Raw genomic sequence first — 25,801 nt, 5'->3', positions numbered from 1 at the left:
ACAGGGCTTTTTGTATGGCTAAGGTGAGCTGCGTGACTGCGTTATATATTAGCCCAGCAAACGAGAATTAGCGGTACATTGGGAAATTCACATCATCCGGCTTTACCTGCTCCATATGATCTTCAGCATTAGTGTGTGATGGCTTTCGCATCATGAGCCAGTGCTGTTTTCAACATCCCATACCGATGTTCGTGACTCATCTCAAACAGCCATGGCCGGCGCGGTGCTGTTAGATAACCGAGACAATCCCGAGTCTGAAGCCAGTCTTGTCTGGTAATCGGTTCATAAGGCGTGTCGCCCCATACGGATAGCAGTTCCGGACTATATAATCGTTGCCCTTCTGGAAGCCATTCTTCATCAAGTAGCGCTTGCGCGTATAATGTATGATCACCTGCCTCTTCTTCACGATGGGTAAACAGGCCAGGCCAATATTCGGCCCGTGATCCACGATGGGGAACCGAACGTGCGAACGCCAACACTTGTGTGTGGACTTGCTCCACCCCAAATAACAGAGCATATAGGCCTTTGCCAAACATGATCCGCTCATCCAACTTGCCAAAATGTTCAATGACGCGTCCTGCGAGGCCTGCTCCCCGACCAAGAGGAAAGATAATATGATTAAGCCCCGCCAAATTATGCAGATGGAATGCGGCTTTGGAGAGTACTTCTTTTTGAAAATAAGGATGCTGCACGACCCGGCTCTCGATATAATTCTGCTCATTAATAATTAATGCCACACTAAGCAGTGAACTGCACCGTTCCAGCCAAAAGCGTTCCCAAAACGGCGTCATAAACGCAGATACGTGAAAGTGTGACAAGAGATGAAAACAGCTTCGTCCAATCCGGCGACTGTTCATATACAGCTGTAGCTGGGGATATGCATCCTGGAAAATGAGTGCATTGCATCGCTCCAGCAGCCGATACATATGCTCGCGATCGCTCTGATTCTGCAGATTATGCATTAAGTCACTCTGAAGATCTGTCATGTGATATCCGCCGTTGCGAGAGACCATATGCGCCAGCAGAGCCCAATGCAGTTCAGGGTATTGCTCATAACATTCCAGATAGGCTGACGTGCGGGTAACATTACTTCGGTTATGCTCCTGGGTCAGTGTCTTGATCTCTTCCAGAATGATGCAATCTTCTTCACAGACGAGTGCGCTTTGAACCTGGTCCGCGCGTACAAAAGACTTGCTGCTGGCAGGTAACAGACGCTCTACCTCAGACTGTATGGCAGCTGCCGTATCGGTATCCCACTCGATGTCACGCAATGGGTGACGAAGCTGTGCTGAGGCTTGCCATGCAGCCTGTTTGCCACGCCAGATTTCCCGGGCAGCACCCGGAATGGAACGGACAATCTGCAAGAGGGATCCGTGATGCTGTTCGCTGGAAGGATCGGTTCTGGTGGAAGTCATGATGTGACATCCTTTCATGATGTTCTGGGTTTAAATTCACAGACCATGTGGTTTATTCTAAGTATGCACTGATTATTTGACTTCCACTCGCCAATTTGCTTCACTTAGGATAAGACAAGGTACAGAAAGGGAGATGAACCGAATGGAACAGATTACTTCCAAACCGGCTTTTGATGTAGCCATCCAATCCCCACGTTTGACGATTGCCGTATTCAAGGCAGACTGGTGTGGTGACTGCAAATACATCGATCCGTTTATGCCTGAGGTTGAAGAGAAATATGCACGTGAACTGACATTGATTGAGGTCGACGTGGATCAGGTTGGAACGGTTAGTGAAGAGCAGAATATTCTTGGCATTCCGAGCTTTGTGGCGTATACAGATGGGCGCGAACTCGTACGGTACGTGAACAAGCTGCGCAAGTCGAGAGAAGAGATTGAGCAGTTCCTAGATCGCGCAGTTGAAGTGTACAACACGATCCATAAATAAAGTTATATAAGTTATATTTACACTGCCACTACGATGCCAGAATAACCTTCTGATCGCTGTTATTGTGTAAATGTTTCATTGAACTTATATAAAAGTATGACAGGTTCATGTTGTAAAAGGGTATACTAGATGAAACGCCATTTCTCTTGAAATAGGGAAATGGCGTTTGTGTGTTCGACACGTTTCTATGTTAGAAATTTGATGTACATATCCCCAGTGACCTATGGGTCATTATTTCATCAGACGTTAACATTTTGTCACAAAGCGCGGACGTCAATGAACATTTTATCCGGTATAATGAATTTAGTTGTGAAATAAGTGTCAAAGTATCGAAACAAGCGGAGAATATTCTTCGCCATCTTAAACCAACAGCGGGTGAGAAAAAATTGAAACACTTAACTTTATTTAAATGGTTAACCGTATTAACCTGTCTTGTCATGTTTCTGGCCACTTTTGGTGGAGGCATCGTAACCAAAACGGAATCGGGCCTTGGCTGCGGAACGGAATGGCCTTTATGTAACGGGAAACTCGTTCCGGCACATACTGTGGCTTCACTTATTGAATATTCCCATCGCGCTGTAAGCGCACTGGCTGGATTGTTGTCCATTGCCTCGTTTGTTGCTTTTCTGCTGTTTGGCAAGTCACGTCGTGACCTGCAATTGTTTTCTTTCTTAACCCTGGTATTTGTTATCGTGCAGGGAATCATGGGGGCTTTTGCCGTTGTCTTCTCCCAATCTTCAGCAGTCATGGCACTGCATTTCGGCTTTGCACTGATTGCTTTTGCCAGTTCCCTGATGATGGCGCTGGGCATAAGGCAGGAGGCAAAAGATGGCGGATTGGAGCGCCTGAATAAATACCCTCGGGTGAGTAAAAAATTCAGGAATCTGGTCTGGTTCTCCACTATTTACACATATCTCGTGGTATACACGGGTGCATTTGTGAGCCACACGAATTCTGCTGGCGGATGTTCCGGATTTCCGCTCTGTAACGGGCAGATCATCCCTGAGCTCTCAGGAGGGGTAGCGGTTGCTTTTGCTCACCGTGCAGCAGCAGCGTCGCTCGTCATTGTTATTGCAATTCTGGGTCATTTCGCTTACCGTAATCATCCGGACAACAAGGAAATGCGTACCCTTGGCGTGGTATCCGTTGTTCTCATCCTGATGCAAGTCGTGATTGGTATTTTCATGATGGTGACAATGAACCGCCCGGAAGTATATATGTTCGTAGCTCTCGCTCATATGCTGGATATCGCCATATTGTTCGGAGTTTTAACGTATATGAGTTTCCTGGTGTACAAGCTACATCGACCGGTTAATCGGTTCTAGATACAGATACAGTTCTCTTGAAGGTACTCGGCCTAATATGAAAGTCCACCATCCAGTGATGTACATCATTGGACAGGTGGACTTTGTTTGATGTCAGGGGGATCAGGGCAACCTATGGCAAGCAGCAATTACGGAATGGATGAAGTGTTACGGTGATGAAATGTTGATTCGGAAAAGAGGAGGTTAAATATGCTGCGAACGTTGTTGGGGGAAAAACCGCGTATAAACGAAGGTAAATTGAAGGAAGCGATGGACTCCATGGCGCATACACTTGAGCTCTTTCAGCGGCAAATGCATGTGGATCATGATCCCACGCATGACTATCGGAAACTGTATGTGTGGACTCAGGGACTCATCTCCTCACTGGATGAACTGGAGCAAAGCAGCTTCGCTGCAGCTCATTTTCGCAAAAAGGTCGTTGCAGGCTCAACGGACGACATGACGCCGACTGAAAAAGCTGAGTATGCCCGATATGTGTATTTCTACAAAGATGGCTTCATCCGCTGCTTTGCCATTTTGGATAAAGTCGGGACCGTATTGAATGAAATATTCCAGCTGAATACTTCAAATACAAAAGCGCATTTTTCTTATTTTACGGTGTTAAGGCAGTTCGATTTTGCGAGGGAGCATCATGATCTTGCATTGAAATTAATTCAGATCAAGGACTCATATCGGGAGCCGATGAGCAAGCTGCGCAAACGACGTAATATGGAAATTCACTACATGAACTCGGAAATGCACGATGACCTGTGGCAGTTACACCAGACCTTGCAAGGTAAAGTAAAGTTGGAGGATCTGAATCAGCATGTGCAGGAAATGCGTCAGGGCGTGGATATGGTCTGTGAAACGTTAACAGCCTCTTATCGTTATATCAATAAAATATGGCAAAGAAATAATTCCCTTTGACAAATCGGAATACTTGGAATATACTGAGTTTCAATTAGAGTGTTACAATGACGAATAATGAACTGATATTTCTCAAAAGTTACATTCACATTATAAAGCATGAACTACATGAACTTATAAAATCCTACAATAACATATTTCTTATCGAGAGCGGCGGAGGGACAGGCCCGATGAAGCCCGGCAACCGATTTGTAATGACATGATACATGTATCATTCGTTATAGATGTTAGGTGCTAATTCCTACAAAATGGTGCAAGGCACGATTTTGGCAGATGAGAAGGTATATTCTTTCACGTAAAGAGCCCTCTTTGTTTCTGCAAAGGGCTCTTTTTTGTACTTTAAGGGGAGTTTTCCTTTAGATCGGGTAAAGATACATGTAGGTGGTTGGAAAGGGGCAAGTGCGATTGATTGAATTAAAAGGATTAACCAAAACGTACGGCAAAGGAAAAAAGTCGACAACAGCGTTATCCGAGCTGAATTTGAACATCCAAAAGGGTGAAATCTACGGCGTTATTGGCCATTCCGGAGCGGGTAAAAGTACACTGATTCGCTGTATTAATTTGCTGGAGCGGCCTACGGAGGGTGAAGTATGGGTTGACGGGATCAATCTGACTGAACTGAGCAAAACCGAATTGCAGCAACAGAGACGCAAGATCGGGATGATTTTCCAACACTTCAATCTGTTATCCTCTGCAACGGTATATGATAATGTGGCTTTTCCACTAAAGCTTGTGAATACACCCAAGGATGCCATTGATCGCAAAGTGAAGGAAATGCTCAATCTCGTTGGTCTGGAGAACCATAGCAACAAATATCCAGCTCAATTATCAGGTGGACAGAAACAACGTGTGGGGATTGCCAGAGCACTTGCGAGTGATCCGAATGTACTTCTCTGTGATGAGGCTACTTCAGCGCTTGATCCGCAGACGACAAATTCAATTCTGAAGTTATTGCTCGACATTAACGAAAAGTACAACCTTACCATTGTGCTGATTACACATGAGATGCATGTCATTCAGAACATCTGTGATAAGGTGGCTGTCATTCATCAAGGTGGCATTGTGGAACAGGGACCTGTAACCGAAGTGTTCCTGAAGCCGCAGCATGCGATTACGCGGGACTTCATGATGCGTGACCATGAAGCTGGACTGGCTCTGGAAGAGACTGCTCTGGCAAATGCAGGCATTGAATTGCAGGCAGGTGTTGCATCGAAACTTGTGAAGATATCCTTTCTGGGGAACAAAACGTATGAAGCGATTTTGTCCAGGACGGTTCGCAAGACGGGTGTGGATTTTGCCATCCTGCAAGGGACAATCTCTACGATTAAACAGGTTCCTTATGGTCAGCTGACCGTTCGGTTCGAAGGTGATTCCAATGCGATTGATCGGACGATATCCGAATTGACCGCTGAGGGACTTGATGTGGAGGTGCTTCGTTAGATGGATTTTTCAACAGTTCGTTGGGAAGAGGTTGGTAAAGCTTCCATAGAGACACTGCAAATTTTGGGTGTATCAGGCCTATTCACCGTTATCTTTGGTTTACCACTCGGAGTTCTGCTGTTTATGACAGCCCGATCTGCTTCGATCAAGTCACGGACGGTGTACATTATATTGTCCTTGATTGTAAATATTTTGCGATCAGTTCCATTTATCATATTGATTGTTGCTCTTATTCCATTCACTCGTATACTTGTCGGTACAGCTACGGGGGTTCTTGGTGTTATACCTCCTTTGGTTATTTCAGCAGCTCCTTATTTTGCTCGATTGGTGGAGACAACGTTGCGAGAAGTTGACCGTGGTGTAATTGAAGCGGCGCAGTCAATGGGGGCATCGACCGGACAGATTGTAAGACGGGTGTTGCTGCCTGAGGCGTTACCTGGTCTGGTTGCTGGGATAACCATTACCATCGTTACGCTTGTCTCCTATACGGCGATGGCGGGCATGGTTGGTGGTGGTGGACTGGGAACGCTGGCAATCAACTACGGATATTTCCGTTATCAAAATGAAATCATGATCATATCCGTAGTGTCGATGATTATTCTCGTGCAAATTCTCCAGATGGCTGGAGATCGGTTAGTTACATTTTTCACCAGGAAATAACACATAGATAACATGTTGGCTGTGCAGTCATTCAAACGCCACATGAAAAAATGATTAGAGAAGGGGTTTTACACATGAAAAAATGGTCATTCGCTCTACTTAGTCTTATGCTGATTGCGGTTCTCGCAGCTTGCGGAAACAACAAGGATGCCGATAGCGGCGCAGACAATTCAGCAGGTGCACCACGCACGGTTGAATTGAAAGTGGGAGCTTCACCTACACCACACGCTGAGATTCTGGAGAGCATCAAACCTGAACTGGAAGCACAAGGCATTCGTCTGCAAGTCGTTACGTTCAATGATTATGTACAACCCAACCAGCAACTTGCTGATAAAAAATTGGATGCAAACTTCTTCCAGCACCAGCCTTACTTGGACACCGAGAATAAAGAACGTGGATTCAACCTCGTTGCTGTAACTCCTGTTCATGTTGAACCTTTTGGCGGATACTCCAAAAAGATTAAGTCTTTGGATGAATTGGCTGACGGCGCAAAAGTAGCCATTCCAAATGACCCATCCAATGGTGGACGTGCATTGTTGTTGCTCGCGAAGGAAGGCATTATTACGCTGAAAGACAATACAAATATCACATCTACGATTCAGGATATCACAGCCAATCCGAAGAACCTGGATATCATCGAGCTGGATGCAGCCATGATGCCTCGTCAATTGGATGAAGCGGATCTGGTATTCATTAACGCCAACTATGCGCTTGAAGCCAACCTGAATCCGGCAAATGATGCCTTGCTGATCGAAGATCTGCAAGGTAACCCGTACGCGAACATTCTCGTTTCTCGTGAGGACAACAAGGATTCAGATGCAATTCAGAAACTGGCTGCTGCCCTGCACTCCGAAGAAGTGAAAACATTTATCAAAGAGCGTTATAAAGGTGCAGTTGAACCTGCAACTGAATAATTTAACGATATGTATGAGTTGAATGTATGAGTTGACGTGAACTGATAAGAAGAGGATGTCCCATAAGTCATGAATATGACGGAAGGACATCCTCTTTTTGCGTTATTAGCGCTTGTAGCAAGGTGCAATTTTTGAACAGCCACTCCCCAAGTCTGTGCTGAAGCATGGATCAACATAAGTCACAACATAGGTCAAAGTTTCTCTGATGTATCAGCATTGGAGTGACAAGATTGGCGGTAATATGATAATTCATTCTGATCAGCATGCTGCTGTTCATCTGCTTCTTGCAGGTACGTCCGCTCGGAGGGAGAGAGTTTTTCTTCATCTCCGTGTGAACTTTTGATTTTGTATCTGATCCAACCGATTAGTCCAAGAACGACAACCAAGATTAAGGCCCATCCTTTTTTGAGCAAAAGAAGAGCGCTAAATTTTTGGGAAGCCGTATACCCGATTCCGCCCATCAGAAGGCTGTTGAGCCCTATGGTCGAAGTTTTGTCAGTCGATGCATTATATTCCTCGTAGGTATGTCCTGCATTGATGTGAAGCTGATTAAGGACGGTTTCCTCGAATGCCTGGCGGCTCTGTTGAAAGTTTGCCGTATCGATAACCAGAATGGCTGTGATGTACCCTTCGCGTGTCAGGAGTTTTACATTGTAATTCACCATGGCTTGCTGATCAGCATTCTTGAAACCTAGGGAGTAGACCAACTGATGTTTGGTCTTATCGTATGCCGGTTCGATTTCCCAACCTGTTATGTACGTTCTGTATTCGGGATCGAGCTCTCTGTTCTCTTCTTCTGTGCCTCGGATATAACTGCTTAACAGTTCTTCGCCATTCAAATTTTGATCATCATCATGAATATGACCTGTCTTCACGTATTCAAATACAACATACCACGAGCCGTATTCACTATTGCTGGTTAGGCTTCCGATTTCATTCCCGTTAGGCTTTCCACCGCTGTTAAGTATTGAGCGTTGGGTATTGGCCTTATCCAGAAAGGAATGACTTTCAGGGACTTTCAGTGTGGCTTTGCCATCGAGCGTTACAGATGCAGGGCCAATAATCCAATCATACTCATCGGGTGATTGATCCGTCTCACTTTCTGCTGATACCTGTAAGGCACTAGAGACTGTGAATACACTCACCATTAAAAGTGTAAGAAATGATATCCATCGTTTGTTCTTCATATTCAAGTAGAGGTCCTTTCGGGTTATATCCTCGACAGTACCATAGGTATTCGATTCCGATCAAGATATATTTGGAATTAAAGGTGGATAATCCCTTGTGGATAAGCGAGTTGTAGGAGGACGATAAATCTTTTATACTGGATAGTGACTGCTCTTTGAAGAGGGGGATGAACGTGAAGGGAAAGATTGCCCTCATAACGGGAAGTGCCAAAGGTCTTGGTAAAATGACGGCCCTCAGTCTGGCAGATCAGGGGTGTCATATTGCCCTCAACTATGTACACAGCAGAGCAGAAGCTGAGGCTTTAAGGGCTCAGATTACAGCCAAGGGTGTGCGGTGCATTGCTATCCAGGCGGATATATCGAAGGTAGAAGATATCTCTTCATTGGTTGAACAGGTGGAAGACAACCTGGGCAGCATTGATATTTTGGTGAATAACGCGGGTCCATTTGTCCGTGAACGACGATTATTTGCGGATTATTCTGAAGCCGAGGTCCAGATGCTCGTGCAGGGAAATCTGCTGGGACCGATGTTGCTGGATCAGCGTGTATTGCCAGAGATGAGACGCAAGCAATGGGGACGTATTATCCATTTTGGCTTCAGTCATGCTGGAGAAGCGAGATCTTGGCCACATCGCGCCGTATATGCGGCTGCCAAGGTGGGTCTGGTCTCTTTTACAAAGACACTCGCCGTTGAGGAAGCTCCTTATGGAATTACGGTCAACATGGTATGCCCGGGAGATATTCGCGGTGCCAACAAAGAGAAAACGATTGATGAAATGGCGGGTATCACCGACGAGGAAACGCCAAGAGGACGTCCTGGCAGCGGTGAAGATATCGCGCGAGTAATTACGTATCTATGCCTTGATCATTCCGATTTTATAACAGGTAACATTATGGATGTATCTGGAGGGCTTGATCCGATTCGTCCGACCATACAGCGTGAGGATACTTAAGGTGAGTTATAGGACTGGACGTTGAAGACGTTGGTGCTGGTCTAGGGGACAGATGAAATGGACAGGCTGAATATGCGCACAAAAAAAGAGCCCTCCGCTTCATGCGAAGCGAAAGGCTCTTGAGGTTTATTTCGTGAAGGATTGATTAGAATACTTGTACGACTTCTTGTACACCTTCAACTTCTTCGAGAAGGGCACGTTCAATCCCGGCTTTTAAGGTAATGGTGGAGCTTGGGCAACTGCCGCAGGCACCGACCAGTTTCAGCTTAATGATGCCGTCTTCCACGTCAACCAGTTCCACGTCACCGCCATCGCGTTGCAGGAACGGACGAAGCTTGTCAAGAACATCAGATACCTCATCATACATGGTGTCTTGTGCGTTTTCGCTCATATTTTTCAACTCCTTTCCTTATTATATTATATTACAAATGGCCATAAATTAAAATGGTCAAACAAAGCAGGTGAACCTACATGAGACCGATTATTGAATTTTGTGCCAACAATATGCATTTTGGCACAGATGAAGTCATGGATCAACTGGAAGAAAATCCAGACTATGACGTGATTGAATACGGCTGCCTTACCAACTGTGGCCAATGTTCTATGACTCCATTTGCACTGGTGAATGGTGAAGTAGTCATCACGGACAAAGTGGAAGATCTATATAACGCCATTCTGGCCAAAATTGCCGAAGCCGATGTCTGGGATGAGCTCGATCTCGACTAACCGAGATGGCGCTTGGACATCCAGAGCACACCACTTTTCAAAATACGAGGTACACGTCCCATCATGGACGTTTTGCCCATTAGCCCAAACCCGGACTTCTTGCCGAGTGCACCCAGTGTGCCACGAAGCTTGAGTGGATGTGGATTGGGCTTTTCGCCTTTCCAGAGGGCATGCTGAATATGGGCGATCTGCTCACCCTGTACTTCCGCAGCTTGACCGCTAGGTGCATAAGGTACACTGGCACAGTCACCAACCACATATACATCGGTATATTCCGGGATTTGGTAGTATTCATTCAGGACGACACGACCTTGAGGGTCTTTGGTCACGTCCAGATCCTGTACCACTTTTACAGGCTGAATGCCTGCTGTCCAGACGACAGCATCCGTTAGAATCTGTTCATCCCGGTTATAGATGGCATTGGGCTCAACACGTGAAATGGCGATATGTCCACGTGTCTCTACCTGATGTTCGTTAAACCATTCATGTACATACACGGACAGACGTTGCGGGAAAGCGGATAATACACGTTCACCACGATCCAAAATGCTGATGTTCAGATCCGGTCTGCTCTCACGAAGTTCGGCTGCCATCTCGACACCACTTAATCCACCGCCTACAATGTGCACATTGCCATAGGCTTTGACTTCATTAAGTCGCAGGTAAGTCTCGCGTGTTTTGCTAAAGCTCTGAATGGTACAGCTGTAGTCTTCAGCGCCTGGTGTGTTGTGGAACCGGTCTGTACAACCCAGTCCAATAACAAGTTTATCGTATTCAAGCGGGTCTTGGCCTTCAAATTCAATCTGACGCTGTTCCAAGTCAATTGAAGTAACTTCTCCATAACGGTAAGTGACTTTATCGTTCACTGGAAATTGGATACGCAGGTCATAATCGGATACGGTTCCTGCTGCGAGTGCGTAATATTCGGTCTTTAATCCCTGAAAGGGGCTGCGGTCCACCAAAATAATCTGTGTATCGGATGGAATCTTACCTTCCAGAAGTTCCTTGATGATGGTGAGGCCGCCATAACCGCCTCCAAGAATGACAAAATTTTTCATGACTCGGCTTCCTTTCTGCATCAGTCCCACTGAAATGGGGCTGTAAACTGTGGAGCAGCTATGCAAAAAACATAGCTGCTCCTTTTGTTAGGATTTGATTAGTTGAAAAGTAGGCATTGAAAATTAAAGATATTATTCAGCAGTTTGCACCACTCGAATTCAAACGTCTCCCTATCATGAAAGCTGCGTTCTGGAGTGGTGCGGGTGCAATATTGATTGTATTTATATCCTATTCGTACACTTGAATTTCATTGTAGAACGTATCACGTTCTACCGGAATACGTCCTGCACCCTTAATGAGCCATATAAGCTCTTTACGTGTAAGGCCTTCAGGTGTGAGTGCACCTGCCGCATGACTAATACGTTCCCGAACGATCGTACCGTGTGCATCCGAAGCACCGAAACCAAGAGCGACTTGAGTCAGCTGTGGGCCGATGTTAATGAAGTATGCTTTGATATGATCGATGTTATCCAGCATCAGACGGCTAATCGCAATTGTTTTGAGATCCTCATAAGCCGAGTTACGACGCATAATGCTCGCGTTTTTACTTTTTGGCTGCATGGAAAGAGGGATAAAGACCATAAATCCGTTGGTCTCGTCTTGCAATTCACGAATCTGCACCATATGGTTAACGCGATCCTCATAGGATTCGATCGATCCATACAACATCGTCGTATGTGTACGCATGCCGAGCTCATGAGCTGTGCGGTGCACCTCAAGATAACGGTCCACGTTGGCTTTGTCTACACGCATTTTTTTGCGATATTCATCGGACAGAATCTCAGCTCCGCCACCAGTCAATGTTTTCAGACCTGCTTTTTGCAGCTCTTGCAGAACTTCTCTGATGCTGAGTCCGCTAATCCGGGTGAAGAAATCAATCTCGGCTGCCGTGTAAGCTTTCAGTGTAACATCCGGATATTTCTCGTTTAAAGCGCGCAGGGAATCGACATAATATTGAAAAGGAACATGGTTGTTATGTCCGCCTACGATATGGAACTCACGTACGCCCGGATGAATATGCTGTTCCACATAATCGATCATTTCCTGACCGGATAATGTATAAGAGCCTTCTTCACCCTGGTCTTTGCGGAAATTACAAAAAGCGCAGTGGGCTTCGCATACGTTCGTAAAGTAAAGACTCATGTTCTCGATGAAATATACTTTCTTGCCATTCTTCCGCAGGTTGGCCTCATTGGCCAGCTGGCCCAAAGTCAGCAGATCATCTGTTTCATACAGATATACGCCGTCTTCTACGCTCAGCCTTACGCCGTTCTGCACTTTCTCGACGATTTCAGCCATTCTTTTGTCTGTGAACGGTGTTACCAATGTAGACATATTGTTTCCTCCTGTTCTTAACCGGATTTGAGTTGTGTGTAGGATCTGCATACAGAACTACATAGAAAAGATGCGGTCAACTGCCGCCTTCTTAGTTGGACTAACTCTTATTTACCCGGTGCAGCGTGTGCTGCATATGAAAGCTAAATTTTTTCAAAAAATGGAGTCTGTTGACTCATATATGCATTGGGGACTGCGTTGCAGTCTCGAAATGTGAAAAAAATTACAACTCCAATTATGACCATCGTCTGAATAAGTCATGACAAAATAACGACATTTCAGTGCGACCACCTATTCATTATAAACCTCGTGTCCCGGGGGTTCAATACACTGGGAAGAAAAAGGAGTACAGGGGGAACGCGGAAAGAGGCAAACATGACTTGAGACCCTTGACGGGGTGGAGTATAATTTAAAGAAGAGTTAATGAAAAGGAGAGTGACCTGGCATGATTAACATCAGCGAAACGGCTGCTGACAGATTGAAAGAGATGCTTGCACAGCAAGAGACACCTGGTATGTTCCTGCGTCTTGGCGTAGCACCGGGCGGTTGCACCGGATTTTCGTACGCCATGGGCTTTGATGATAAAGAGTCCGATGAGGACCTGTATATGGATATTCAGAACATGAAGGTTGTAGTCGAGAAGGAAAACCTGAAATATCTGAATGGACTTGAAATTGATTTTGAAGAATCCGGTATGACGGGCGGGTTCACCATTCATAATCCGAACGCGGTAGCTACGTGTGGCTGCGGATCTTCTTTCCGTACGAAGGAAGATGCGGGTGTGCCGGATAAGGATTGTTAATATAAAATTGATTGCAATGATAGGCACAGTTCCAGCGAAGGACATTCGCTTGGGATTGTGTTTTTTTTTTGACATTATGGCAGGGGGAGCTGCGTTCTCTAATTTACCGATTCCAAGATATAGAGGGTATAAAATCATGTATCTTCAGTATTGACATTTTGTTCCAATAGAAAGTATATTATTTGTGCAAACGTTTGCAATAAAAAAGGCACAGTATTCCTGCTAAAAAAGCGGTTGTACAGTTCAGGTAACCTAATAAAATCTCTAGAATATCCCCTTTTGTACAAACGTTTGCACGAAATCCACTAAATTTAAACAGCACAGAAGAACACGAAACAACAGGGTAGAGGGAAGGAGATGAGTTGTAGAGATACGAATTAAAAAGTGTCTTGATTCCAGAACATGCTAAAACGTTAAATGGGTTAGAGAGCTTAGACAAATAACGAGAATTCTTGTTTCCCATAGGGGAGCAAATAAGGGAGGAAGAACATGGATCTTAAGCGCAAGCTCGGCGCATTCCTGTTGGTATTATCGATTATTATTTCTACCCAAAATACAGCGGCTTATGCCGAAATTTCGGCTTCTCATGTGTATCATAACCATATGCCCAATTTCTGGGCCTACTACGACACATCCAAGTATGCTTCTGCACCTGTGGGGTCCCCAATCCGCTACACATATGATGGGCAAGTCATCGATCTGAAAAATAACCCTCCGGCAGGTTATCCATACTTTTTACCCGGGGGAGCGCCTATGCCACATGATGATCTCGTGGCGTATTATAGTCACCATGCAAAGACAGGTGCTTATCTGAACTGGCCGTGGCAAGTTGCTGGTGACCTGAGGAACAATCACCCTGCTGCAGGGATGCAGGTAACCATGTCAGGGTCGGTATTGAACAATGTGAACAGTTTTATGTATACCAATAATGTAAACGGTTACAACAATAAAGATTGGGGTGCGCCATGGAAGAATGCTTACAATAACCTCAAAACAACGAATGGAGAACGGACGATGGATCTCATTCACTTCTCCGGACACCATTCCATGGGGCCATTGGCTGGCAATGAATATTTGCTAAAGGATTTGATCTACCAGAATGCTTTGCTGGCACAACCTTTTTTTCTGGGAGACAGCTTTAAATCGTCCAAAGGTTTTTTCCCCACCGAGCTGGGTTTCTCGGAACGGATTATCCCGGTCTTGGATCAACTCGGCATTGAGTGGTCCGTGATTGGAAATAATCATTTTTCGCGAACTCTCCAGGACTATCCGCTACTGAACGATCCGGGCAAAGATACGATGGTGTCACCGCCAAACCGAGCGGATTTGCAGAATACGAGCAATGTGGGTTCGTGGGTATCTTCTCCCATGTTCAATGAGAAACAGGTGGTTCATAACAAATATCCATTTGCTTCTACGCCTCATTGGGTGCGTCATGTGAATCCTGAAACTGGTGCTGAGAAAAAGATTGTTGGTATCCCTGTGGCCCAGGCAGAGTCGTGGGAAGAAGGGTATCAGGGTTCAGTCAAGGCAGATGCGCTGAAGCCTTTTGAAGGAATGGTTGATCAGAAGCAGTTCTTCGTGATTGCTCATGATGGGGATAATTCTTCAGGACGTGCAGGATCAGAGGATACTTGGCGCAATGCAGGAAATGTGACTTATGCTCAGCCGGGGGTAAAGGGAGAGAGTATCAATGAATACTTGCGGACTAACACACCAAAAGCCGACGATGTAGTGCATGTTCAAGACGGTTCGTGGATCGATACGCGGGACTCCTCATCAGATCCGACATGGTATCATTGGCGTCTTCCATTTGGAATCTGGAAGGGGCAGTTTGAAGCGTTCAACAAGGCTACAGGCCTTAATCTGGAGCCGAAAAAAAATCTGGATGGTGTACAGGAAGGGATGACCGTATCGTTTGAATATGGATACCATTATCTGGAGCGTAATTTTGCGCTTGAGCAAGCTGCGCTGAATTATGCCAAGACAGCTGAACAGATTTGGCTGGACAGCAATCCGAACCATTGGAAGCCAACGACGGCACTAGACCGTGAGATCACTTATGAGGGCAATCAGCTTAATCCTTGGATGATGGCTTACCCGGTAAAAGGAGATCCTGCTAATAATTATAAGGGAGGTGCGAACCCGGCAGAGTTAAGTTGGTATTTCCTCCTGCCTGCACTGGATTCCGGGTTTGGTTATTATGATGAAAATGTGGATGATGGGGTAAAGCCGACGTTATCTTTCAATCAGTCCCTCTTCTTTTCCAAGCCTTATGTAAGTAGTCAACTCGCGAAGGACCGTACCGGACCATCGATATGGTGGCCGCAGCGTTATCCATATAATCCTGGAAGCGCCAATGTCAGCAAGGCAGAAGGGTGGACACTTCATTATTTTGACAATACGTTCGGCATTTATACCTATGCTTATGATGTTAACGGTGTGAATGATATTAAGGTGAAGGTACGGACCCATCGGGATAAGCTGGCAGATGCCAAGGACAACACCTTCCGTGTGTACGATCCTACTGGGCTCAAGGCCAAAGGGGTATCCAACATCGATCCGACGAAAGTGAGTAGCTGGCAAGAATATCCGATGACGAAACGTGATCTTAAATCGGATATGAACGGTGTGGCCTGGCAGCCAAGCAGCACAGATATGTTTAAGCGTGTACCTGCTCAGGAGATCGGGGATATGTATTACACGTATTTCAACGATTTCCAGGATCAACTGGTCGATTATTATATTGAAGCTGTCGATGCGAACGGCAATGTTACGCGCAGTGAGATACAGACGGTATATGTGGGTATGGGAAAATATAAAAAAGACACATCAGGCAAAATTGTGGAGGATGCGAATGGAACAATCCAGGGCACACATCCATTCCTGGTGGTCGATCGGACACCGCCTTCAGTGCCAACAGAAGTCAATGCAAAACGTGTGACAGATCGCAGCATTACACTGCAATGGGAAGCATCCACTGATAATGTGGGTGTTGAGGGCTATGATATTTATCGGGATGGGGTCAAAGTTGGAAGTTCGCTGACAACGGAATATACGGATATCGGTCTTGAGCCTAAGAAATCATATGCATACAGTATAAAGGCGAGAGACAATGCGAATAATGTCTCTTCCGCCAGTTCAACTGTACAGATCCAAACGTTGGCAGCAGATACAGAGCCGCCAACAGCGCCTGCAAATGTAGCTGTACAGAATGCTACCTCATCCGCTGTGACAATTGACTGGTCAGCCAGCGAGGATAATTACGGAGTAGCAAAATATGAAATCTATCGAGACGGTTCAAAAGTAGGGGAATCAACCAAACTAAACTATACGGATGAGTCCCTTGCACCGGCAACAGAATACGTATATACGGTTAAAGCGATAGATGCAGCAGGCAACGTTTCACCTGCTAGTGTGGCTCTTTCGGTACGTACCAAAGAAGGTAATGCGGTAACGATATATTATAAACTGGGCTATCCGAACCCGTATATTCACTATCGTCCAACAGGGGGGACATGGACGACTGCTCCGGGTCTGAAAATGATGGCAGCCGAGATGCCCGGATACACCAAGATGACAGTCAATGTGGGTACAGCGACGGGGCTGGAGGCTGTGTTTAACAATGGTAGTGGCACATGGGATAATAATGGAGGAAAAAATTATCAGTTTCCATTAGGGGTTAGCACCTATAATTCCGGAGTCATTACACAAGGAGCGCCTCACATGGATATAACACCTCCAAGCGTACCAACCGGTTTGACCGTGACTGCAAAAGCGGCTGATCGTGTAACATTGGCTTGGAATCCGTCAACCGATCATGTAGGCGCAACCGGGTATGAAGTGTTGCGTGATGGTGTCAAAATCGGCACGAGTACGACAACTGCATATACGGATAATAGCCTGAAGGCATCAACGAGTTATGTTTATACAGTCAGGGCCTTTGATGCAGCACAGAACAAATCGGATGCAAGTGCTGAGCAAAGCGTAACGACCGATGATGCTCCGAAAAGTAACAGTGTAACCATCTACTACAAGCAGGGGTTTGCCCAGCCCAATATTCATTACCGCCCTGCAGGAGGGAATTGGACGACACCGCCAGGCGTTGCCATTCCGGCATCCGAGCTCACCGGATATAACAAAATTACCATTGATGTAGGGACTGCTACGGGACTGGAAGCGGTATTTAACAACGGTAGCGGTACATGGGATAACAATGCGGGAAGGAACTATCTCTTTCCTCTCGGGGTAAGCACATACAATGCAGGTGTTATAACTCCAGGAATACCTGGAAATGTAACGAGTACGAATCTTATTGAGAACCCATCAGCTTTCCTATCTGTTGGAGCGAATGGACTGTCTTTACAAAGGGAACGACTAATCGCATGACGTAAAAATATTCATGGATGCATAAAATCTAAGCAATATGATGTGTAACGACCACCTATTCATGCTACATCGATAGCTCATTGCTGATACATTTTTTAGTTAGGGGGCCTTGTACATCTATGGATGGACAGGGCCTTTCTAATTCGAAATGAAGAACGATAAAAGATAGAAATCCAACTACAAATCTTTTCATTTTACGAGGTTTTAAAGAGAGAAAAGAATACGGGTTGACAAGTTTAGTTGTAACAACTATAGTTACAATATGAAGTTCAAACATAAACAATATTGATAATTTAAAGGAGAGATTACGATGAACATTGCAATCATTGGTGCAACAGGCAAAGCAGGAAGTGTGATTTTGAAAGAAGCAGCAGACAGAGGGCATAAAGTGACGGCAATCGTTCGTAATGCATCCAAACTGGAAGATAAAAGCCTGAATACGCTGGAGAAAGATGTATTCGATCTTACAGCTGAAGATCTTAAAGCGTTTGATGTGGTTGTAAATGCATTTGGTGCTCCAGCGGGGAAAGAGAACCTGCATGTGGAAGTAGGACAAGCGTTGATCAACATCCTGAAGGATGCCCCAAACACTCGTTTGATCGTCGTGGGTGGAGCAGGAAGCCTGTTCACAGACGAGTCCAAAACATTGCGTGTTTTTGAATCCCCTGGCTTCCCTGATGCTTACAAAGCAACTGCAACGAACCAAGGCCAAAACTTGCTGGATCTGCAAGCATCCTCAGGTATCCAATGGACATTCCTGAGCCCGGCTGGATTCTTTAATCCAGAAGGTGTACGCACAGGCAAATATCAAGCAGGTAACGACGTTATTCTCGTGAACAGTGAAGGAAACAGCTACATCAGCTATGCTGACTATGCGATTGCTTTGGTGGATGAGATCGAGAATCCACAACACCAAAACGAGCGCTTTACCGTTGTTGGCGAAGTGAAATAACAGTTTTAATTGATAATATGGAACATATAAACGGACGCTGATCTTCACAGATCGGTGTCCGTTTTTTAGGTTATCGAAGAAGGATGTTCTGCAATAAAGTTTAGGCAGGTTAGATTATTATCGTTCAATGTCCAACTACGCCTTTGAATCTATGTTATATTATTCTAAATATGGTATTTGAATTCGATTATATGGAGGACTACTTTTTCTTAATCAGAATTTCTGCGAGCCTAAAAGTATAAGGGAGTGAACAGTTGTGAAGATGTATTCTAAAGGAATTATACTATTGATGATTGCGGTTTTTATGATGAGTGTATCAAGTGGTTCAGGGTTAGGGTTACCCCAGTATGCAAATGTTAAAAATACGTTGAATCAAATGCACATCACTTCTTTTTATCCAAAAAATCAGAACGGACAGACATATGGTTCTGCCGTATATGCGACATCTCCTGAAACTGAACCTGATTTGATCTTGGCTTTTGGTGTGGATGGTACAGAAGGATACCTGCTGAAAAAAGACATGGAAGGCGAGCTACCTAATACACCTGAAGAAGCTATCGAAATGCAAAACAACAGATCACCAGATGGTTATGATATCCCACTGTATGACAAGGATGGTGAAACCGTCATTGGTGTGTTTCATGTTGGAGGAGAGTGAACGTAACCAAAATAGGATCAAATGTAGCTTTATCCTGAAACGTTAATGAAATGAACACCATTCGGCAGTTGATCAAAAGGGTCGACTGCTTTTTGATTTTAAGATTTATTTAGTTACCTAAAGGATGTGACGGTAATATGAAATACTTCATTGGAATTACCCCTCCAGATGATTATAAAGAAAAGATTGTGGCATTTCGTAATCGTTGGTCAAGTAATCGTCTTAATGATGTAGTCGAGCCTCATATCACTGTAAAAGCGCAGGGGGGTCTTACCGTTGATCTTCATTGGTTAGAAAGCGTGAGACAGACATGCTCTTTAATGCCAAGTTTTCAATTATCATTATCAGAACCAGAATCGTTCGGAAATGCTGTCACATTTCTTAGTGTTGAAACGAGCAAGGTCATTGAGTTACATTGAATTTGGTTAAAGTGACTTCTCCATCACAAGAACTTTTAGACCGTTACTTTGAAATGGATAAATATCATCCTCATTTTGAAGACATCCAATTGGGAACTGAAAAGTAAAGTGATTCAATTAACAGGAACATTACCCGCATGGTACCTAAAAGTCCAAGCTAACGGAGGAAAGAATATTTACAACATATATACTTCGACGGATAGGAAACTTAATTGCGCATAAATAGTTGCGATACGAAAACCTGATGAAACTATACTTTTATCGAGAGGAGGGATGACATGGATTGGCTTATGAGGATGAATCGGGCATTGGATTATATTGAAATGAACTTAGTTGGTGAGATCGAATTGAAGGAAATTGCTCAGTGTGCGTATTGTTCTTCACATCAGTTTCAGAGAATGTTCTCGTTCATTACCAATGTCTCACTTGCGGAATATATACGAAGAAGACGGCTGACTCTGGCTGCAATTGAATTGCAGAATAGTGACAGGAGAGTTGTCGACATTGCCTTAAAGTATGGATATGAATCACCGGTATCATTCGCAAGAGCTTTTCAATCGTTGCATGGTGTTAATCCAGCGATGGCTCGTGAAGAAGGCATTGCCCTCAAAGCCTATCCTCGGCTTTCCTTCCTTATTTCAATTAAAGGGGAAGAGCCGATGAACTATCGTATCGAAACAAAAGAATCTTTCGAAATATTTGGAATCGAGAAAGTGTTTCAATTAAATGGTGCAGAAACACCGGCAGAACTATGGAAACAAAGCCACGAAAACGGTGAGGTTGAAAGACTTGCTGCAACTGCCGGTAATCTACCGAACTCTTTGGATTCGAATTATCATAAAGTGCATGCCGTATGTAGCTACAAAAAAACTGGGGAGGATACTTTCCCATACATGTTGTGTGCATTTAAAGGTGAAACAAGTAAAGCCGATGGTTACACAAATATAACGATACCAGCACACACGTGGGCGATCTTTTCGTCTGATCCCTTTCCATGGGATAAATTCGATGAAACCATTGAAGCTTTATATCGAAGATTCTTTTCTGAATGGCTTCCTACGACAGGATATGAACAGGTCGACGGAATGGAATTTGAAATTACTGGTGGTAAGGATGGACTGAATTTTGTTGAGTTATGGTTTGCTGTAAGAAAAATATCTTAGGTTTATTCCTTGTAGATTATTCTGAATGACTACTTAATAATTGAAAATATCAATATAGTTGGATATAATTCCAATGAGATGCTAGTAAAGGGGCAAGAATCTAATATGTGTACTCAGTAAACTGTGGGGAATTGACAATATGAGCATTGGATACAGTAGTTTTTTACTACTTCTATTTGGTGTTCGTATATAACCTTACAGGATACGCAGGTGAGTAATGATCACAAACCAACCGTGCGAATACCTGTTAGGGTATTCGCCTTTTTTATACAAGACTGCATCTCATATGATTCCACCTGTTTATCCTCCAAACATGAATGGAGGACAAAAATGACTTCTTTAAAAAATAAAATTGCCATAGTGACTGGGGCTAGTAGATCAACCGGAATTGGGACAGCTATTTGTCGCCTACTAGCCACTTTAGGTTCAGATATTTTCTTTACTCATTGGAGCGCCTTTGATTCCAAAGAAGGAAACGGACTCGACTTGGATTGGCCGGATCTGTTGCAAATGGAACTACAAAGCCTAGGTGTTAGGGCATTTCATATGGAGGCAGATCTCTCTAAATCTGAAACGCCTACTCTTATACTAAATGAAGTAGAGAAAAGACTTGGAGTTGCTACGATACTTATAAATAATGCGACATATGAGGCGCCAGCTAATTATATGACGTTAGACGAACATACACTTGATCAGCACTATGCTGTTAATCTAAGAGGAACAATATTGCTCACTACAGCGTTTGCTAAAAGAATTGAATCCAGATCTCCACAAGTGAGCAGTGGCAGGGTCATTTTCATGGTATCGGGAGGTCCTGATTCGAATAATCTTGCATACATTACAACAAAATCGGCAGTAATTGGTATAATCGAACCGCTTTCAGTCGGTTTAGCTCGGCTGAATATTACTGTAAATGGATTCAATCCAGGACCAACAGACTCAGGTTGGATGACTGATGAAATGAAACAAAATTTTCTTGGGATGTTTCCGATGGGAAGAATAGGTTTGCCCGAAGATGCGGCCAAAGGCGTAGCTTTATTGGTAAGTGATGAATCCCAGTGGATCACCGGACAAGTAATTAAATCAGAAGGTGGGTATCTGGGTAAATAGGCTACGGAAAAAGGGAACAGGTTTACACGTATAGGTAATACTCCAATAAAACTGAGAAAGCAGCTGATCCATGTGATCGGCTGTTTTTCTTCAAATAACAGCAAGAGCGAAATGCAACATTTTTCCTATTGAAAAGGTCAATAAAGATGCACAAAAAACGTCTTGAGAAGAAGGTGGAAAAACTGAAGCTACGTATAATCACGTTGATGTTTTTAATCTCTACCGTGTTTTTTGGTTCTAATGTACAAGATGTTAACGCTTTGTCATGTGCCGAATCGGGAAGTCCCCAAGAAGAGTTAGAAAGAAATACAGGTGCTGTTTATGGAGAAGTAAAGCAAATAAAGGTGGACTTAAAGCAAAAGGGGGTTACGGGCACAAAAGAGAAAATTAGATATATTTTAGTGGAAGCTGAGAGGAGTTGGAATACTGAAGTTAGCTCTCAACTAATTATCGGAACGAACTATACTTGGGGGTTTGATTTCAAGGAAGGCAACAAATACTTAATCTACTTTAGTGAGGCGAATGGCGAGTTAAGCAGTAGTCCGTGCAGTTCGACCATCGAAATGAACAATATTAATCAAGCAACTGAACTATTCGGGGAAGGATATTCACCCAAACAACAAGTAAACTTAGAACACAAAATGTGGTTTATGTTTGAGCAAGATATTGATATGTATATCGTAGGTATAGTCGTATTAGCAGCGATTTTTATCCTCTTTATGATTGTAAGAAAGAAAAAGGGCAAAGTATAATCTCGTTGTATTAAAGTGAAACTTTTGCTCAAAGAATAGTCTGTTGAACGAGAGTGTGGCAGCTTGCAGGACCTATTACCCCTTTACTAAAACGAGGATGGAGGCGTATAATCCGTTGAGACATTAGAGCAATAAGAGGGGACATCGTTATGAATAATGGATTAATCAACGCAATCATTGCGTATATCATGTGGGGGGTTCTCCCGCTGTATTGGAAGTTGTTTGAAAATGTACCGGCAGGTGAGATTTTATCGCACAGGGTCGTCTGGTCATTTGTCTTTATGGGGATTTTCGTTGCCGTCCAACGTCGTTGGGGTGACATGAAGCGCATCTTGACCAGTCGTTCGACCCTGCTGTCCCTTACCGCGAGTGGGCTGCTAATTGCTATTAACTGGCTGATCTTCATCTGGGCAGTTAACAACGGTCATGTTGTTGAGACAAGTCTGGGCTATTATTTGAACCCGTTACTGAATGTGCTGCTGGCGGTTGTCTTTCTTCATGAAAAGCCAAACCGTGGGCAATGGCTCGCGATTGCCATCGCTGGTGTCGCGGTGCTTATCATTGCCATCGACTACGGGCGTTTCCCATGGGTCGCGATCTCGTTGGCTGCGTCATTTGGCTTGTACGGTCTAGCGAAGAAAAAAATCAAGCAAGATCCTTCTGTAGGCTTATTTTCGGAGACCGCTGTAGTTCTGCCTATTGCACTCGGCTACTGGATCTACTTGGCCATAGTGGGAAAAGCAACGGCATGGACGCTGCCTGCACCTATGTTCATCGAATTACTTCTAGCCGGCGTGGTGACGGCGCTGCCGCTGTTGTTCTTTGCACGGGCGGCAGCTCGGATGTCGTTGTCCACACTCGGATTTGTACAGTATATTGGGCCGACAATCATGCTGATCCTAAGCGTGTTTGTGTTTAAGGAAACGGTCTCGCCAGTTCTGCTCGTTGGTTTCGCGCTCATCTGGATTGCGCTTATCGTATATGCAACCGCATCGATGCGTGCCACGCGACTTGCTAAGGTAAGCTGAAGGCGTAGCTATCCTTGTAACATATGAAGTTCTAATGGCGTTCACTCCAAAGGATGGAAAGGAAATTCGAACACACAAGAAGGCGGTCGATCAATGAGGTCGGCTGCTTTTGTGCTTTGGTTTAGTGCAGCTCAGTGTAATGAGATATGAATTATTTATTTACAAAAACAGGAACGTATGTTCTAATTGATGCAGTGACTATTTTCAGCTATGGGGGTCCGAACTAATGACACAAAACGGGATTGTAATGGTTGTGAGTGTTTCTATAATACATAACGATAAGATACTTATAATTAAGGAAAACAAGGAATCGGTTAGACATACATGGAATTTCCCTTCAGGTAGAGTCGAACATGGTGAAGATATTTTGGAAGCAGCACGAAGAGAAGTCAAGGAAGAAACAGGTTTTGATGTTAGACTTACAGCTACTACAGGGGTTTACAATTTTATTAGCAGTACCAATCGTCAAGTTGTTTTATTCCACTTCAAGGGTACAATTGTTGGTAGTTCTCTTCGATTAGATACAACGGAGATCATGGATTCGATGTGGGTAGCTCCTGAGGATTTGTTGAATCCGAACTTGCTAAAGTTACGAGATCCGGGAGTCATGCGACAAATTATGGAACATGTAGTCTCCCAAAAAGAATATTCCTTAAATCTATTCCACGACCAGCTGTAACATGGCTTATAGAAATGGTTTTCGATAGACTGTAATTTTGTTTCCTTACTTGCTATGAAACGGTGGGCGATTGTTCATGAAATCATCCTATTTAACGCGTCCTTTCTATTTCCTCTGGACCACGCAAACGGCTGCGAATGCAGCCGATGTACTATATATTATGGCACTTACGGTAATGGTGCTTAACCGGACCGATTCGCTTATATCAGCAGCACTTTTGCCGCTGATGCGCAGCGGGGCACAGATGCTCAGCAGTCTGATTGCCCCTTTGCTGATTCAACGTTTCAAGTTGTCGAGGCTTCTTCTGCTGTCACAAACAGGGCAATTTCTGCTGTTCGCTTGGCTGGCTATTTATTTGAAGCTCACCGGAGAGGCAGCATCCCTGGTGTTCGTATTTTCACTTGTATTTGTCATGTCCTTTCTCGACGGCTGGACAACGCCGGCTCGGAATGCCCTTATTCCACGTCTCGTGACACACGAGCAAGGTCTTCTTAAGGCGAACGGACTTATGAGTGTCAGTGATCAGGTTGTACAGTTTGCAGGTTGGGGTCTAAGCGGTGTTGTGGTCGCCTTGATTGGGGCTAGCCCGACGCTACTGTTAACAGCAGTTATTTATGGTTTGGCTGCGGCATTTACGCTTGGGGTCTATGAACCAACGGAGAAGCAAACTGGAGCAAAGGAGTTGCACATATCTTCTGATGTCTTGCCTATACTTAAAACAAGCAGGTGGCATACCTTAACCGAAGGCTGGAAAATAATATGGAATGTTCCTCGTCTACGAGTGCTTACGTTTATGGATATGATCGATATGCTTGGCGGTTCAATCTGGGTAGGTGCCTTTACCTTGGCTTTTGTTCAAGTCGCACTGGGACAAGGGGAGCAATGGTGGGGATTCATCAATGCTGCTTATTTTGCTGGAACCATAGCTGGAGGCTTGCTGGTGATTGCTCTGGCACGAAGGATTGGCAACCGTTATTTCGCCGTGATGATGATCGGTATGGCCGGTTATGGCGTACTGACTGCATTTTATGCACTGAACACAGAGCCTTTCATTGCTCTCATATTCGTTATGCTGATGGGGCCGTTCGCAGAGCTTTCCATGATTAATCGCCGTGCCTTGATTCAGAGTGGAGTGACCAAACATTTGCTGCCCAAGGTATTGTCTGCCCAGGCATCTCTTATGCATTTGATATTTTGCATTTCCTTGCTCGGTATGGCTGTGCTCGCCGAATATATAGGCATTGTGAACCTCTACCTGTTTGCGTCCGGATTGACTATATTAGCCATCGTTGTGGGGTTGCTGAATTACCAGGCTTTTCGGCACAAGGCCACTTCTGAAGCTACGGTGGATTAGTTGAGGGGATTAGATAAAACTTTTCTATAAACGAAATTTTATAAATAAGTAACTAGTATGAATTATGAGATTATTTGATAAATGGAAT

At 44.4% G+C, this 25,801-nt stretch carries 24 protein-coding genes and 1 riboswitch; of the genes, 19 read left to right on the top strand and 5 right to left on the bottom strand.

All coding sequences use genetic code 11. The annotated features are described in order from the left end of the window. Positions 1-128: 128 nt before the first annotated feature. Complete coding sequence (locus MKX40_RS25510) at positions 129-1,415, bottom strand: DUF2515 family protein (RefSeq protein WP_339237538.1); 1,287 nt, start codon at positions 1,413-1,415, stop codon at positions 129-131. Positions 1,416-1,557: 142 nt separating this feature from the next. Here MKX40_RS25510 and MKX40_RS25505 point away from each other — a divergent pair, with 142 nt between their 5' ends. The 6 genes from MKX40_RS25505 to MKX40_RS25480 all read left to right on the top strand — a co-directional run bounded on the left by MKX40_RS25505 (position 1,558) and on the right by MKX40_RS25480 (position 7,147). Then, entirely contained in the window at positions 1,558-1,902 is a 345-nt protein-coding gene (locus MKX40_RS25505) for a thioredoxin family protein (RefSeq protein ID WP_017692403.1), read from the top strand. A 386-nt stretch (positions 1,903-2,288) separates the two neighbouring features. Continuing rightward, a complete protein-coding gene (locus tag MKX40_RS25500) occupies positions 2,289-3,227 on the top strand; it encodes a heme A synthase (RefSeq protein WP_339237535.1) in 939 nt (312 codons plus the stop codon). A gap of 189 nt (positions 3,228-3,416) precedes the next feature. Further along, positions 3,417-4,133, top strand: coding sequence for a Cthe_2314 family HEPN domain-containing protein (locus MKX40_RS25495; RefSeq protein ID WP_339237532.1), 717 nt, complete (start codon positions 3,417-3,419; stop codon positions 4,131-4,133). A gap of 138 nt (positions 4,134-4,271) precedes the next feature. Next, positions 4,272-4,413, top strand: a riboswitch (SAM riboswitch). A 125-nt stretch (positions 4,414-4,538) separates the two neighbouring features. Further along, on the top strand, positions 4,539-5,573 hold the full coding sequence (locus MKX40_RS25490) for a methionine ABC transporter ATP-binding protein (RefSeq protein ID WP_339237530.1): 1,035 nt from the start codon (positions 4,539-4,541) through the stop codon (positions 5,571-5,573). Further along, on the top strand, positions 5,574-6,233 hold the full coding sequence (locus MKX40_RS25485) for a methionine ABC transporter permease (RefSeq protein ID WP_339237529.1): 660 nt from the start codon (positions 5,574-5,576) through the stop codon (positions 6,231-6,233). A 74-nt stretch (positions 6,234-6,307) separates the two neighbouring features. Then, entirely contained in the window at positions 6,308-7,147 is an 840-nt protein-coding gene (locus MKX40_RS25480) for a MetQ/NlpA family ABC transporter substrate-binding protein (RefSeq protein WP_253440683.1), read from the top strand. Positions 7,148-7,338: 191 nt separating this feature from the next. On the opposite strand, the gene MKX40_RS25475 is transcribed toward MKX40_RS25480, so the two are convergent. Next, complete coding sequence (locus MKX40_RS25475; RefSeq protein WP_339237525.1) at positions 7,339-8,334, bottom strand: DUF2167 domain-containing protein; 996 nt, start codon at positions 8,332-8,334, stop codon at positions 7,339-7,341. Positions 8,335-8,507: 173 nt separating this feature from the next. On the opposite strand from MKX40_RS25475, the gene MKX40_RS25470 reads away from it, so the two are divergent. Beyond that, positions 8,508-9,287 (top strand): SDR family oxidoreductase, encoded by a 780-nt coding sequence (locus tag MKX40_RS25470; protein ID WP_339237523.1) that lies wholly within the window; start codon positions 8,508-8,510, stop codon positions 9,285-9,287. Between the two features lie 145 nt (positions 9,288-9,432). Here MKX40_RS25470 and MKX40_RS25465 read toward each other — a convergent pair whose 3' ends face one another. Further along, entirely contained in the window at positions 9,433-9,678 is a 246-nt protein-coding gene (locus MKX40_RS25465) for a NifU family protein (protein ID WP_062837977.1), read from the bottom strand. A gap of 80 nt (positions 9,679-9,758) precedes the next feature. On the opposite strand from MKX40_RS25465, the gene MKX40_RS25460 reads away from it, so the two are divergent. Next, the gene (locus MKX40_RS25460; protein WP_036605750.1) at positions 9,759-10,013 is read left to right on the top strand and encodes a YuzB family protein; all 255 of its coding nucleotides are present in this window, start codon (positions 9,759-9,761) and stop codon (positions 10,011-10,013) included. On the opposite strand, the gene MKX40_RS25455 is transcribed toward MKX40_RS25460, so the two are convergent. Then, positions 10,010-11,071 carry an NAD(P)/FAD-dependent oxidoreductase gene (locus MKX40_RS25455; protein WP_253440680.1) on the bottom strand — a complete coding sequence of 354 codons (1,062 nt, stop codon included), beginning with the start codon at positions 11,069-11,071 and terminating at the stop codon, positions 10,010-10,012. The two genes, MKX40_RS25460 and MKX40_RS25455, sit on opposite strands and share 4 nt — an antisense overlap. Positions 11,072-11,300: 229 nt before the next feature. Next, on the bottom strand, positions 11,301-12,407 hold the full coding sequence (gene mqnE, locus MKX40_RS25450; RefSeq protein WP_091020813.1) for an aminofutalosine synthase MqnE: 1,107 nt from the start codon (positions 12,405-12,407) through the stop codon (positions 11,301-11,303). 445 nt (positions 12,408-12,852) lie between these two features. Between mqnE and MKX40_RS25445 the strand changes: the two genes are divergently transcribed. The 11 genes from MKX40_RS25445 to MKX40_RS25395 all read left to right on the top strand — a co-directional run bounded on the left by MKX40_RS25445 (position 12,853) and on the right by MKX40_RS25395 (position 25,713). Further along, positions 12,853-13,209 (top strand): iron-sulfur cluster assembly accessory protein, encoded by a 357-nt coding sequence (locus MKX40_RS25445; RefSeq protein WP_062837974.1) that lies wholly within the window; start codon positions 12,853-12,855, stop codon positions 13,207-13,209. 489 nt (positions 13,210-13,698) lie between these two features. Then, complete coding sequence (locus MKX40_RS25440; protein WP_339237516.1) at positions 13,699-17,598, top strand: carbohydrate binding domain-containing protein; 3,900 nt, start codon at positions 13,699-13,701, stop codon at positions 17,596-17,598. Positions 17,599-17,908: 310 nt separating this feature from the next. Further along, positions 17,909-18,550: an NAD(P)-dependent oxidoreductase gene (locus tag MKX40_RS25435; RefSeq protein ID WP_339237513.1), complete on the top strand. Its 642-nt coding sequence runs from the start codon at positions 17,909-17,911 to the stop codon at positions 18,548-18,550. A gap of 256 nt (positions 18,551-18,806) precedes the next feature. Next, a complete protein-coding gene (locus tag MKX40_RS25430) occupies positions 18,807-19,208 on the top strand; it encodes a peptidase M56 BlaR1 (protein WP_339237510.1) in 402 nt (133 codons plus the stop codon). A 137-nt stretch (positions 19,209-19,345) separates the two neighbouring features. Continuing rightward, complete coding sequence (locus MKX40_RS25425) at positions 19,346-19,627, top strand: 2'-5' RNA ligase family protein (RefSeq protein WP_339237507.1); 282 nt, start codon at positions 19,346-19,348, stop codon at positions 19,625-19,627. Positions 19,628-19,905: 278 nt separating this feature from the next. Next, positions 19,906-20,790 carry an effector binding domain-containing protein gene (locus tag MKX40_RS25420; protein WP_339237504.1) on the top strand — a complete coding sequence of 295 codons (885 nt, stop codon included), beginning with the start codon at positions 19,906-19,908 and terminating at the stop codon, positions 20,788-20,790. Positions 20,791-21,120: 330 nt separating this feature from the next. Further along, positions 21,121-21,900, top strand: a complete 780-nt coding sequence (locus MKX40_RS25415) for an SDR family oxidoreductase (RefSeq protein ID WP_339237502.1) — start codon at positions 21,121-21,123, stop codon at positions 21,898-21,900. A 146-nt stretch (positions 21,901-22,046) separates the two neighbouring features. Next, positions 22,047-22,652, top strand: coding sequence for a hypothetical protein (locus tag MKX40_RS25410; protein WP_339237500.1), 606 nt, complete (start codon positions 22,047-22,049; stop codon positions 22,650-22,652). 149 nt (positions 22,653-22,801) lie between these two features. Beyond that, positions 22,802-23,680 (top strand): EamA family transporter RarD, encoded by an 879-nt coding sequence (gene rarD, locus MKX40_RS25405; protein WP_339237497.1) that lies wholly within the window; start codon positions 22,802-22,804, stop codon positions 23,678-23,680. 226 nt (positions 23,681-23,906) lie between these two features. Beyond that, positions 23,907-24,359 carry an NUDIX domain-containing protein gene (locus tag MKX40_RS25400; RefSeq protein ID WP_339237494.1) on the top strand — a complete coding sequence of 151 codons (453 nt, stop codon included), beginning with the start codon at positions 23,907-23,909 and terminating at the stop codon, positions 24,357-24,359. A 76-nt stretch (positions 24,360-24,435) separates the two neighbouring features. Continuing rightward, a complete protein-coding gene (locus tag MKX40_RS25395; RefSeq protein WP_339237492.1) occupies positions 24,436-25,713 on the top strand; it encodes an MFS transporter in 1,278 nt (425 codons plus the stop codon). Positions 25,714-25,801: the final 88 nt, after the last annotated feature.

This window comes from Paenibacillus sp. FSL R5-0517, assembly GCF_037974355.1.
Taxonomy (GTDB): Bacteria; Bacillota; Bacilli; order Paenibacillales; family Paenibacillaceae; genus Paenibacillus.
The sequence above is the reverse complement of the archived record's forward strand: the minus strand, read 5'-3'. Positions and strand labels throughout refer to the sequence as shown.